General features: G+C 67.4%; 8 protein-coding genes. 6 read left to right on the top strand and 2 right to left on the bottom strand.

What is annotated here, in order from left to right; all coding sequences use genetic code 11:
- The first annotated feature begins 517 nt into the window (after nucleotides 1–517).
- Nucleotides 518–2,149: a peptidoglycan DD-metalloendopeptidase family protein gene (locus FQU96_RS40225; protein WP_146547076.1), complete on the top strand. Its 1,632-nt coding sequence runs from the start codon at nucleotides 518–520 to the stop codon at nucleotides 2,147–2,149.
- Between the two features lie 3 nt (nucleotides 2,150–2,152).
- Here the strand turns inward: FQU96_RS40225 and FQU96_RS40220 are convergent, their stop codons facing one another.
- The gene (locus FQU96_RS40220; protein ID WP_146547075.1) at nucleotides 2,153–3,991 is read right to left on the bottom strand and encodes an ATPase, T2SS/T4P/T4SS family; all 1,839 of its coding nucleotides are present in this window, start codon (nucleotides 3,989–3,991) and stop codon (nucleotides 2,153–2,155) included.
- A 275-nt stretch (nucleotides 3,992–4,266) separates the two neighbouring features.
- Between FQU96_RS40220 and FQU96_RS40215 the strand changes: the two genes are divergently transcribed.
- The 3 genes from FQU96_RS40215 to FQU96_RS40205 all read left to right on the top strand — a co-directional run bounded on the left by FQU96_RS40215 (nucleotide 4,267) and on the right by FQU96_RS40205 (nucleotide 6,206).
- A complete protein-coding gene (locus FQU96_RS40215) occupies nucleotides 4,267–5,082 on the top strand; it encodes an energy transducer TonB (RefSeq protein ID WP_146547074.1) in 816 nt (271 codons plus the stop codon).
- Nucleotides 5,083–5,244: 162 nt separating this feature from the next.
- Nucleotides 5,245–5,709, top strand: a complete 465-nt coding sequence (locus tag FQU96_RS40210) for a peptidylprolyl isomerase (protein ID WP_218575069.1) — start codon at nucleotides 5,245–5,247, stop codon at nucleotides 5,707–5,709.
- A 17-nt stretch (nucleotides 5,710–5,726) separates the two neighbouring features.
- Complete coding sequence (locus FQU96_RS40205) at nucleotides 5,727–6,206, top strand: DUF3429 domain-containing protein (RefSeq protein ID WP_146547072.1); 480 nt, start codon at nucleotides 5,727–5,729, stop codon at nucleotides 6,204–6,206.
- Between the two features lie 6 nt (nucleotides 6,207–6,212).
- Here FQU96_RS40205 and FQU96_RS40200 read toward each other — a convergent pair whose 3' ends face one another.
- A complete protein-coding gene (locus FQU96_RS40200) occupies nucleotides 6,213–6,587 on the bottom strand; it encodes a nuclear transport factor 2 family protein (RefSeq protein WP_146547071.1) in 375 nt (124 codons plus the stop codon).
- A 111-nt stretch (nucleotides 6,588–6,698) separates the two neighbouring features.
- Here FQU96_RS40200 and FQU96_RS40195 point away from each other — a divergent pair, with 111 nt between their 5' ends.
- Together FQU96_RS40195 and FQU96_RS40190 are read left to right on the top strand one after the other, a co-directional pair.
- Nucleotides 6,699–10,055, top strand: coding sequence for a DUF2126 domain-containing protein (locus tag FQU96_RS40195; protein ID WP_146547070.1), 3,357 nt, complete (start codon nucleotides 6,699–6,701; stop codon nucleotides 10,053–10,055).
- A gap of 81 nt (nucleotides 10,056–10,136) precedes the next feature.
- Nucleotides 10,137–12,641 (top strand): circularly permuted type 2 ATP-grasp protein, encoded by a 2,505-nt coding sequence (locus tag FQU96_RS40190; protein ID WP_146547069.1) that lies wholly within the window; start codon nucleotides 10,137–10,139, stop codon nucleotides 12,639–12,641.

Here is a 12,641-nt window from a genome sequence, read left to right as displayed (position 1 = left end):
ACCTGCGTCCTCGCTCGCGACAGTGTCCAACACCAAGACCAGAACATCTCTGCCCCAGCCCAGGCTCTTACACCGCCGCCAGCGTTTCCCTTCCTCAGACCTGTCCATAAAGCGTGGGCCGAAGCCCTACCGCGACCTTCCAGAGCGCACTTCGCGGCACCGCCGTTACGCTGCGGTTTCGAAGACGCCCCGTCGTTCGCGGGAGGCGGGCTTGTACGCGTACCCCTGGGCCCTGTCAACGGGCTTTTTGACAACTTGTTGACTGCCCTGTCGAAAACTGAGGCGCCAGACCGAACCTATTGTTGTTATTGCGAGATTCGACGATTTTAGCAACAATACCTAGAGGTCGGCGGATTTGTGGGCAGGTTGTGTACAACACCTCCCGCGATCACGCCGCCCGACGGCGACGGCTCATATCCCTGGGATAGTCGATCGAATGGCCACCCATCCGATCCCACCAAGGGCCACGAAATGAGACGCGCCGTCCGATCCCCTCCTGCCCCCCAGGGATGTGCGGATGCTCGATCAACCGGATTCCTCCGAAACCCTTGCGACTCCCAGCACGCCATCGGACCAGCGCGTCTCGTCGGCCGAACCTGTGCAGGCCGCGTCGCTTCCGGCGGAAGCCGGATCAAAGGATACACCCGCGCCACCCACGCTCGTTGCGCTCGAGCCGCCAGCCCGGGCCATTCCTGCCTGGCTGAAATTGAGCGCAGGTCTGGGCGGTGCGGCGCTGCTGGCCATTCTGGGCTGGGTCATTCTCAACTCCCATTCGCTCACGACCACAGCCGATTCCCCCACCGCAGACGATCAGCCCGTACCATCGGCATCTGCAGCACCATCGCCGACAGAAGCGCCGGACACGGCGGGCATGCCTCCCGACAGCGGCGGCGCGCCTGCCGTCGCTCGCGCCGACACCCCGCAGTCCGATACGGCGCCCACCGCGACACCAACCGACACCCCTGGCCCGCAGACCGCCGACGCCACGCCGCCGCGCAGCGATGACGACGACAAACCGGAGTCGATGGATCGTTACGAAACGACTGTCCGCATCGAAAAGGGCGACACGCTGGAAAGCGTCCTGCGCGACATGGATTTCGCCCCCGACGAGATCCGCAAGGCCGCTGCCGCATTGAAGCCCGTGCTGAAGGGCGCCCGCCTGCCCGTCGGCGAAACCATCACGCTGCAGGTGCAGGCGCCGCAGGAAAGCGACGGCAAGCCGACGCTTCAAGCCCTGGTCATTCGCCCCGAAGCGCGCCGCGAGATCACGCTCGAGCGCAGCGCCGAGGGCACCTTCAGCGCCCGCCAGCGCACCTTCGAGGTGGTGCCCAAGCTGGTGCGCGCCTCGGGCGTCGTCAAAGGCTCGCTGCGCGGCAGTGCCGATGCCGCCGGCATTCCACCGTCCGTGTTGGCCGAGATGCTGCGCGCCTTCTCCTGGGACGTGAACCTGCAATACGACGTCAAGGGTGGCGACCGCTTCGCGGTGCTGATCGAGCAAGCCTACACAACCGATGGCCGCCTGGTCAGCCCCGGTCGTGTGCTGTGGGCCCAGCTGACGACCGGCGGCGGCAAGAACACCTACAATGTCTATCGCTTCAAGCCCGCGCGCGGCGCCGAGTTTTTCTACTACGGCAACGGACAAAGCGTGGTGAAGTCGCTGCTGCGCACGCCCATGGGCCTGAACCGCCTGTCCTCGGGCTTCGGCATGCGCAGTCATCCGATCATGGGCTTCACGGCGATGCATACCGGCGTCGACTTCGCGGCCGCGTACGGCACGCCGATCCTGGCCGCCGGCGCCGGCACCGTGGTGGCCGCCGGCCCCTACGGCGGCTACGGCAACTGGGTGAAGATCGATCATGGCGGCGGCATCGCCACCGGATACGCGCACATGGCGCGCTACGCCCCCGGCATCCGTCCCGGTGCGCGCGTTCATCAGGGCCAGGTCGTAGGATTCGTCGGCAGCACCGGCATGTCGACCGGCCCGCACCTGCACTACGAGCTCCACCAGAAAGGCAGACCGGTCAACCCGCTCTCGGCGCGCGCCACGCAGCGCGCCGGCCTCGCCGGCAAGGACCTCGAGCGTTTCCGTGCTGTCGTGAACAAGACCGACCGCGCCCGCGACGGCGCCGAACTGATCGCCGCGCGCTAGCGCTCACAGCACGTCGAGCAACGCCTGCTGCAGGCCCACGCGCGCCACGCGCGGCAAAAATGCCGGGCGCACGCCGGTCGGCACGAACCGCCCGGCCGCCGGATCGAACGCGAACAGATCGCGGCTGACAACGGCATCGCCCTCGACAATGACATCGCTCAGATGTCGCGCACGGCGCATACCGTCGGGCAGCCGTTCCAGATGCACGATGAGTTCAAAGCTGCGCGCCAGCCGCCGCCGCACCTCTGTCGGCGACAACGCCGCATCACTGACGCGCAACTGGGCTTCCAGCCGCTCGAGGGCATCCTGCGGTGCCGTTGCACCGAGGCTCGCGGTCATCCCGTCAGTGCCCATCCAGGCGGCGTCGGCGATGCCGGGCACCACAGCCTCGGTGACACTGTCGACCAGCAGGCGATCCGGCCTCAGCGCCAGCGCTGCGGCAAACGCACTCGAGGGCGCGATACCGGCACTGCCCGCAACGATCAGCGGGATGTGATGCGGCGCGTTCAACTGCAGTTCGGCGCCACGCTCGATCGTGATGATGCGACTCTCGCCTGCAGCCACGCGCGCCAGGGCTGCCAGCAAGGCGGTCTTGCCCGTACCCGGCGCACCACTGACCAGCAGATTCAACCGGCTGCGCACGGCCAGGCGCAACACGCTTGCCATCTGCGGCGACAGCACGCCCTCGGCGACCAGCGAATCGAGGGTAACGGTGCGGGTCACCGGCCGGCTGATGACAAGATAGGGGCCGGCGGGCGCCAGCGGCGGCGCCGTGATGATCACCCGGGTACCGTCGTCCAGGCGGCGGTCGATCAGCGGTTCACGCTCGCCGGTGGCCGGGACGCCGGCCCGCTCGGCCAACCGCGCGACGATCCTGTCGAACTGACCTGCATCACCGAACGCCAGGCGCGCCGGTTCGAGCCGGCCACGGCGGTCGACGAATACCGACCCCGGCCCGTTGACGAAAATCGCCGACACCGTCTCGTCCCGCAGTACTGCTTCCAGCGGACCCAGGCCGAACAGTTCGTCGAAAGCCTGCTGTTCCAGCGCGTCGTGATCGGTCGGCGCAACCGTGATGGACGCCCCCGCCAGCGCCGACGTGACCACACCGCGCAGCCATTGCAGGATGTCACGACGCGGTGCCGGCGGGCGCGGCGCACTGGCACGCTGCTGTTCGACGATCGGCACAACCACGGCCAGGGCGGCGCTGACACTCACCACCGCCGGTGCCGGTGGTCCAGGCTGCGCTGCCGCCGCAGCATCGGGGGCAGTGGCCCGATCCGGCGACTTTGGCGCTTCGGATCGCGGCACAACCGACACCAGCGGCGAGGGCAGGTCGGGCAGCGCAACAGATGGTCCGCGCGCCGCCGAGGGCGCGTCGCCATTCCAGCCGGCGCCCGACGGGGGCTGTTGCGCGGCATCACGGTCGAAGGCAACCAGGGCCTCCGCTGGCGGTGTGCCCGCGAAGGCGGCAGCCATCGCGGTCGTGGAATCGGTCAGCACCGGCCAACCTTGGCGATAATTGTCGAGCAGCGCCACCACGATGCGACGCAGTTCGAAACTGGTCAATGTCACGCCGCGGGTCCGGAAATAGCCGTGGACCAGTTCCCCCAGGCGATAGGCGATGTCTCCGGCCGACATGCCGCCACGCAACGTCGAGTCGACCGGCTCACGCAATTGCGCAACCAGAGATGCCCAGGTTTCTTCAAGCTGCCGGCCGCGGTCGTTGTCGGACGGTTCGGGGAAGATGGCGCTGTAGCCGCCGCCCGTTGCCCCGTCAGCCGGCGCCGCCAGCGGCCGCGCGAGGATCGCCCGAAGTTCCGAGACACCATGAGGACGCATCGTGAATTCCGGGGACAGCGCCAGACGTTCATTGGTTCAAAGTGAACTGAGAATACCTTGCGTGAGCTACAATTGACATGAAAAAAGTAATAAATTTCCGTGGGTTAGACATATCACGGCAAAAGTCACGGGCGGTGAATCGTTTACGGTAGGTCATTGAGGTGTAACGTTAATTTATCGCGAAACCACTGAACCCACCATTCCCCAGGTGGTTGCGGCAGCGTATTCAAGCGGTGTGTGATTGAGATTGGCGACCGCGACACAGGCTGTGGGAAATGCGTCGACTGCTGCCCGCCGGCCGACCCGGCGTGATTGCCCGGGAGCGTCTGCGCTGGAGCGGCAGCCTGGCGATTGCCCTCGGGCTGCACGCGACGGTCGTGGCGATGATCATCGGCATGACCAGCCCGGCAACACGACCGACGCCCGATGTCACCGAAATCGAGGTCTCCCTCGTCGACCCACCGCCGCTGGTCCCGCCCCCGAAGGCGGCGCCACCCCCGGAACCGGACAGGCCACCAGGGCCAAGACCGGTCCCACCGGCAGAAACCGCCGTGCCGCCAGTCCCGCCACCATCGGCGCCCGGCCCGCAGGCCGACGCCAACAGCCCCGCACCGCAGGCACCACCGGCGCTGCCGTTCCACGACGGCGGCTTCTCGATTACCCCCGGCTCACCCCCGACCACCGCTGCCGATGCCCGGACGGCGCCACCGTCCACGCCGGATCCGTTCGCGCTGTGGTCGCCGCGCCTGCCGACGCCGCCAGCACCTCAAACCACGCCGGCCGAACCCGCGGCGCGGTTGTCGCCTCTGGTGGTCACCGCAGGCGCACGACACGATCCCCGCCAGCCGGCTTACCCGGCCGAGGCCCGCGCCAGGGGCGAGCAGGGCGACGTGCTGATCGAGATCGAGCTTGATCCCAGCGGCGCCCTGCGCAGCACGCGCCTGAAAAAGTCCAGCGGCCATGCCAGCCTGGATACCGCCGCGCTGCAGTCGGCGCGCAGCTTGCGGTTCCGCCCGCCGCGGCCGCCGCCCGGCATCGTGCTGCGGCACGCCATCCTGGTCGAGGTCCCGTTCAGCTTCCGGTTAGAATGACGCATTGCCCACGCTTGCACCCGCCGGCCAGTTCCGCCATGGTCCGCCGCGTTCGATCATCGCCAGGGGATACGCATGCGCTGGACCACATTGCTGACGGCCCTCGTCGCGCTCCTTGCCGTGAGCGCGAACAGTTTCGCTCAAAGCAAGACGGTGGCTCCGATGGACAAGGAAAACACGCTCTACATCGACCTCAAGGATGGCCGCGTCGTCATCCAGATGCGGCCCGATCTGGCGCCCAAGCATGTCGCGCAGATCAAGAAGCTGGCCCGCGAAGGCAAGTACGACGGCGTCGTGTTCCACCGCGTCATCGCCGGCTTCATGGCCCAGACGGGCGACCCCGAGGGCACCGGCACCGGCGGCATGGGCGATCGGCTGCCGGCCGAATTCTCCAAGGAGCCGCATGTGCGCGGCACCATGTCCATGGCGCGCACCAACGATCCCAACAGTGCCCGCAGCCAGTTCTTCATCTGCTTCGACAAGGCCGACTTCCTCGACGGCAAGTACACCGTCTGGGGCAAGGTCGTGTCGGGCATGGAGTTCGTCGACAAGATCAAGAAGGGCGAGCCGCCGCAGAACCCCGACAAGATGCTGAAGGTCCGGGTCGCCGCCGACGTGAAGGAATAGCCGCGCAGCACCCGACCATGGCGCGTCCGGTCGACCAGCCCCGCGCCGCGCCACCGACAGACCGGCGCATCCCCCTGGCGGCCTTGCTGCTGGGGGTCGCCAGCCTGATCCCGTTCGTCGCAGCGGCCGCCGCTGCGACGCTGGCATCAAGTCCCACCCAGCGGCTTTACGGTTACGTCGCGCTGATCAGCTACAGCGCCTGCGTGATCTCGTTCCTTGGCGCCATCCACGCCGGTGCGGCGCTGCGCGAGGCGCCGCTGCCCGGCGCGCGACTGGCTGCTGCCGCCATCGCGCCGTTGCTGGCGTGGCTCGCCCTGGCGCTGGGTGAACGCAACGGGCTGACGATGATGGCCGCGACCCTGCTTCTTGTGCTGGCCTACGACATCACCGCAGCCCGTCGCGGTTGGGTTGCACCCTGGTATCCACGCCTGCGCTGGCCGCTGACAGGCGTGATGCTGGTCAGCCTGCTGGCCGCACGCCAGTTCGGCCCGATCTGACCAGGCCTACTTCGTGACGAAGTGGAACGCCTTGGCGATCACCTGCCAACGACCATCGATCTTCAGCAGGGTCAGGTAGTCCGTGTAGTAACGCGGCGGCAGCTGGCACTCGACCTTGGCGAACGCCGTGGTCGGTCCGCTGAAATCGATCGACACGATGCGATCGCGCCGTTCGTCGCCCTTGGACTTGGCCGAGGGCCGGCTTTCCACGGCCTTGAACCAGTCGGCCCGCGGCAGGTCGCCGGCCGTGCCGTCGTTGGTCACGCTGTAGAGATGCGAGGCCGGATGAAACGCCTCGCCCAGCTTCTTGGTGTCGCCTTCGTAGAGGCCATCGAAATACGTATGAAGAGTCTTTTCGACTTCAGCGATTTCCGATTGCATGTTTCCCTCCATTCAATGCCCGCGGACAATAGCGGTGGCGCGAAACTTGCTGCAAGAGGGACAACAAGGGGGACGCGCAGTGAAACAAGGGATGGGAGAGTGCGCCAGGCCATGAGCATCCACGTCGCGCTACATCACCGGACCACGTACGTTTATGACCGACCGGTGACACTGGGCCCGCAGATCGTGCGTCTACGTCCCGCGCCGCACTGCCGAACGCCGATCCTGTCCTATGCGCTGAAAGTCGAGCCCGCCGGACACTTCATCAACTGGCAACAGGATCCGCAGGGCAACTATCTCGCACGGCTCGTGTTTCCTGAGCCGGCGTCGCGCTTCGAGGTCACGGTCGACCTGGTCGCCGACATGGCGGTGATCAATCCGTTCGACTTTTTTCTCGCCCCCGACGCTGAGGAATATCCGTTCCAGTACGACCCGACCCTGTCGGCGGACCTGGCACCGTTTCGCAAGACGTCACCGCCGGGTCCACGGCTGGCCGCCTGGCTGGCGCGTGTCGACCGATCGCCCAAGCGCAGCGTCGATTTCCTCGTCGCGCTGAACCGCCGGCTGCAGCAGGATATCGGTTACGTCATCCGCATGGAGCCCGGCATCCAGACCTTCGAGGACACGCTGGAGCTGGGCAAAGGATCATGTCGCGACACCGGCTGGTTGCTGGTGAACATCTTGCGGCATCTCGGCTTCGCCGCGCGGTTCGTTTCGGGCTACCTGGTCCAGCTCACGGCGGATGAGAAACCGTTGGACGGACCGGAAGGCCCGGCCCAGGACTTCACGGACCTTCACGCCTGGTGCGAGGTCTATCTTCCCGGCGCCGGCTGGATCGGCCTCGATCCAACCTCCGGCCTGATGGCAGGCGAAGGCCACATTCCGCTCGCTGCCACGCCGGAACCGCAAAGCGCGGCGCCGGTCGAAGGCCTGGTCGGCAAAGCGGACGTCGACTTCGCCTTCACCATGTCGGTGGCACGGGTCCGCGAGACACCGCGCACCACCAAGCCCTACGCCGACGAAACATGGCGCCGCATCGTCGCGCTGGGCGATACGATCGATCGCGACTTGGCCAGCAGCCGCATGGGCCTGACCATGGGCGGCGAGCCGACCTTCGTGTCGGTCGACGACATGGATGGCGCCGAATGGAATACCGAAGCACTGGGCGCTAACAAGCGCCGTATCGCCGGCAACCTGTTCCGACGGCTGGTGCGCCGTTTCGGCAGCGGATCGCTGCTGCACTACGGACAGGGCAAGTGGTACCCGGGCGAGCAGCTGCCGCGCTGGGCGCTGACGGCGTTCTGGCGCAAGGACGGTGAGCCGATCTGGCGCGACCCGCGCCTGATCGCCCATGAAGAAAAGCCCAACGGAGCCGACGCGATCCTTGCCGGTCGTTTCGCACACATCCTGGCCGAGCGGCTGCAGATCGATCCGGGCTTCGCGCTGCCGGCATTCGAGGACACTTGGTACTACCTGTGGCGCGAGCGGCGTCTGCCGGTGAACGTCGACCCCGCCGACTCCAACCTGAAGGACCCGCTCGAACGCGCCCGGCTCGCGCGCGTCTTCGAGCAGGGCCTGGAGAGCGTCGTCGGCCATGTGCTGCCGATCCAACGCGACCATGGGCGCGGCCGCCGCTGGCGCAGCGGGCCGTGGTTCGTACGGCCGCAAAGGCTCTATCTGATCCCCGGCGACTCGCCGATCGGCTATCGCCTGCCGCTCGATTCGCTGCCCTGGGCCACGGCCGACGACCAGACCTACTTCTATGACCCCGATCCATTGGTACCGCAGGCGCCCTTCCCGCCGCTGGACGCATTGCGCCGCGCGGCCGTGACGCGCCTGCAATCGCCGACGATGGCCGGCGGCGATGACCGGTCGCAAGCCTCATCATTGGCGCTCGGCGACAATGGTCGTACGCCCGAACCCGGAACCGGCGGCATGCCAGCCAAGGGGCAGTCGGCCGGCTGGATCATGCGCACCGCCATGTCGTTCGAGCCGCGCAACGGACACCTGCACGTGTTCATGCCGCCGACGGAGGATGCCGAGGACTATCTGCATCTGGTCGCTGCCGTCGAAAACACCGCCGAGGAGCTGGGCTGTCCGGTCTTCATTGAGGGCTATCAGCCGCCGTTCGATGCGCGTCTGTCGCAATTCTCGGTGACGCCCGATCCCGGCGTCATCGAGGTCAACATCCACCCGTCAGCCACCTGGCGCGACATCGTGGACAAGACCGAGATCGTCTACGAGGAGGCGCGCAATGTGCGGCTGGGTGCGCAGAAGTTCATGGTCGATGGCCGTCATACCGGCACCGGCGGCGGCAACCACGTCACCCTCGGCGGTGAATCGCCGGCGCAATCGCCACTGCTGCGCCGCCCCGATCTGCTGAAGAGCCTGCTGGGCTATTGGCTGAATCATCCGTCGCTCAGCTATCTGTTCTCCGGCCTCTTCATCGGCCCCACCAGCCAGCATCCGCGGGTCGATGAAGCGCGCAACGATGCACTGTTTGAACTCGAGATCGCCTTCCGCCAGATTGAAAGCGGCCGGGAAACGGCCCCTTGGCTGGTTGACCGCCTGTTCCGCAACCTGTTGGTCGACGTCACCGGCAACACGCACCGTGCCGAATTCTGCATCGACAAGCTTTTTGCCCCCGACAACGCCTCGGGCCGCCGCGGCCTGCTGGAACTGCGTGCGTTCGAGATGCCGCCACATCCGCGCATGAGCGTGGCCCAGCAGTTGCTGCTGCGCGGCCTGCTGGCCAGCTTCTGGCGCCAGCCCTACGACAAGAAACCGACCCGTTGGGGTACACGATTGCACGATGACTTCATGCTGCCGCACTTCATCTGGCAGGATTTCGGGGACGTCATCGAGGACCTGCGGCACGTCGGCTACGACATCGAGCCCGATTGGTTCCTGCCGCACTTCGAGTTCCGCTTCCCCGAGATCGGCGCCATCGCCCATCGCGGCATCGAACTGGAATTGCGCCATGCGCTCGAGCCCTGGCACGTGCTGGGTGAGGAAGGGACGGCCGGCGGCACGGCACGCTTTGTCGATTCATCGCTGGAGCGGCTGCAGGTCAAGCTGCGCGGCCTCAACGACAGCCGCCATGTCGTCGCCTGCGGCGGCCATGCCGTGCCGCTGCGCGCGACGGGCACACCAGGTGAATATGTCGCCGGTGTGCGCTATCGCGCCTGGCAACCGCCCAACGCGCTGCATCCCACGATCGGCGTGCATGCCCCGTTGATCTTCGACATCTACGACTCCTGGAGCGGCCGCTCGATCGGCGGCTGCACCTACCATGTCGTGCATCCCGGCGGTCGCAGCTACGACCGCTTCCCGGTGAATGCCAACGAGGCGGAGGCCCGCCGCCGCATCCGCTTCGCGCCGATCGGCCACACCACGGGTGCGATGGCAAGACCCCGCCCGCTCGACAATCCCGACCATCCGCTGACGCTGGATCTGCGCCGCGCCTGAACGGACCGCTCGCGCACGCAAGGTGGACCCCGCGGTCCACCTGTGCGATTCTGCCCCTCCGTCCACCACCGTTTCGGCGACATGAAGGCCCTGCGCACCCCGGAGGCGTCCCCCACCAAGGGCGCCTATGATGAGTTGGTCACGGGCCAGGGGACGATCCGCTACCACTGGCAGGCCCTGCTCAGCGTCGTGCGATCTCTGCCCGGCACCGGCTTTGCCGGGCGCGTCGAGCGGGCCCGCCTGCAGCTGGTCGAAGGCGGCGCCACCGGGATCGCCACGCCTGATGGTGCACCGCCGGTCGAAGCCTGGACCCTGGAGGGCCTTCCCCTGGTGGTGTCACCCTCGGACTGGCGCCTGCTGGAAGACGGCCTGACGCAACGCGCTCGCGTGCTGGACGCGGTACTGGCTGACATCTACGGCCCGCAACGCCTGCTGGCTGAGCGCGTCCTGCCGCCGGCGCTGCTGCACGCCAACCCACAATTCCTGCGTCCCTGTCACAGTCCGGATTCGTCATCGCCGGTGCGCCACCTGGTGACCTATGCCGCCGACGTCGTCCACATGCCGGACGGATCATGGGCCGTGCTGGCCGACCATACCCAGGCGCCGGCAGGCGCAGGTTATGCGCTGCACATCCGCCGCACGCTGGCGCGCGCACTGCCCGAGGCCTTCCGCGCCGTCGCCGTGCGCGACATCGGCCCGTTCTACGAACAGTGGCAGGAGACCTTGGCCGAGTTGGCGACTGGCGGCCGTGGCAATCCGCTGATCGCGCTGCTGACACCAGGCCCCTACGCACAGACCTACGTCGAACAGGTGTTCCTGGCCCGCGCCCTGGGCATGACCCTGGTCGAGGGTGCCGACCTCACGGTGCGTGCCGACGGTGTCGCGCTCAAGACACTCGAAGGACTGAAGCATGTCGATGTGCTGCTGCGCCGGCTGGACAGTGCCTATTGCGATCCGCTGGAACTGCGCGCCGATTCGACGCTGGGCGTCACCGGACTGCTGGGCGCCGCCCGCAGCGGCAAGGTGACGGTGGCGAATGCGCTGGGCAGCGGCGTGGTGGAGGCACCGGCGCTGGCACCCTTCCTGCCGGGACTGGCGCGCCACCTGCTGGGCGAGGATCTGCGACTGCCGGCGCTGGACGTCTGGTGGCTGGGCGAGAAGCCGGCGCTGGATCACGCGCTGGCGCATTTCGACTCGCTGGTCTTCCGGCCCGCCTTCGAGGCTGCCCCTTCCGGACGGCCGGCGCCTTCCGTTCCCGACGCCGACAGGCGTGCGCTTTACGACAACGTACGGGCTCAGCCTTCCGCCTGGCTGGCACAGCGCCGCGTGGTACCGTCGGTCGCGCCATCCTGGAGCGGCGAGGGTCTGCGTCCCGATCCATTGATCCTGCGCCTGTTCGTCGTGGCGCGTGACGGCGACTACACCCTGATGCCCGGTGGCTTTGCGCGCACACCGGCCAGCGACCCGCTGGCGCTGCCTGGCCGCCTGGATGGCCAGTTGCGCGACATCTGGGTGTTGGCCGAAGACGATGCCGACGTCGTCATCCCATCGTCGGCCCGCTTCCAACGACTGGCCGTCCAACGAGGCGTCGATCTGCAGAGCCGTATCGCCGACAACCTGTTCTGGCTCGGCCGCTACACCGAACGTCTCGACAATACCGCGCGATTGACCCGGGCCGCCCTATCGCGGGTCGCGCTCGGGCCGATGGGCCCCCGCGATCAGACCGAACTGCGCCAGCTCACACGGGCACTGAGCGACATGGGCCTGATCGGTGCTCAGGAAGCCCTGGCGCCGCCCGACAGCATGCTGCTGACGCAGACGCTGACGCGGTTCACCGCCGACGGTCGGCCGATCGCCGAAACGCTGCGTGCCATCAAGCGACTGGCGGCATCGACACGTGATCGTCTGTCGGCCGACATGATCGCGGCGCTGGATGCGTTGCTGGGCGCCATGAACCGCAGACTGGCGGCCGCGCGCGGTGACGTCGACCGGCAGCTCGCGGCGCTCGATGATCTGATCCGCTTCGTTGCCACCTTCGCCGGGCTGTCGCAGGAGAATGTCACGCGCGGTGCGGGCTGGCGTTTCCTTGATATCGGTCGCCGCCTGGAGCGCAGCCACTTCACCTGTCGCGGCGCGCTGTCGCCCTTTTCCTACACGCCGCTGGTGTGGGAGTCGGCCATGCGCCTGGCGCTCGAACTGTGCGACTCGACCATCACCTACCGCACACGCTATCTCGGCGCGCTCGAACCGGCGCCGGCGCTCGACCTGGTCCTACTCGATGACAGCAATCCGCGCGCGGTTGCGTTCCAGCTTCAGGCGATTCATCACCATCTCGCCGAGCTTGGCCGCACCACCGGCAGCACGGTTGATTTTGCGGCCGAGCCGCATGTCGGCGAATTGCGCGATGCCGTGATGATGTTCGCACGCGATGAGCGCGCCTGGCGACACGAAGGCCTGGCCCTGGCCCAGTTGCGCCATGCGCTCGACCGGCTGGAGCAGGCACTGGGGCAGCTGTCGGACGACCTCACCCGCAACTACTTCTCACTCGTACCGGCATCCCGCATGCTGGGCTTGCCGGTGGTGTGA

This window comes from Reyranella sp. CPCC 100927, from assembly GCF_007859315.1.
GTDB lineage: Bacteria > Pseudomonadota > Alphaproteobacteria > Reyranellales > Reyranellaceae > Vineibacter.
The sequence above is the reverse complement of the archived record's forward strand: the minus strand, read 5'-3'. Positions and strand labels throughout refer to the sequence as shown.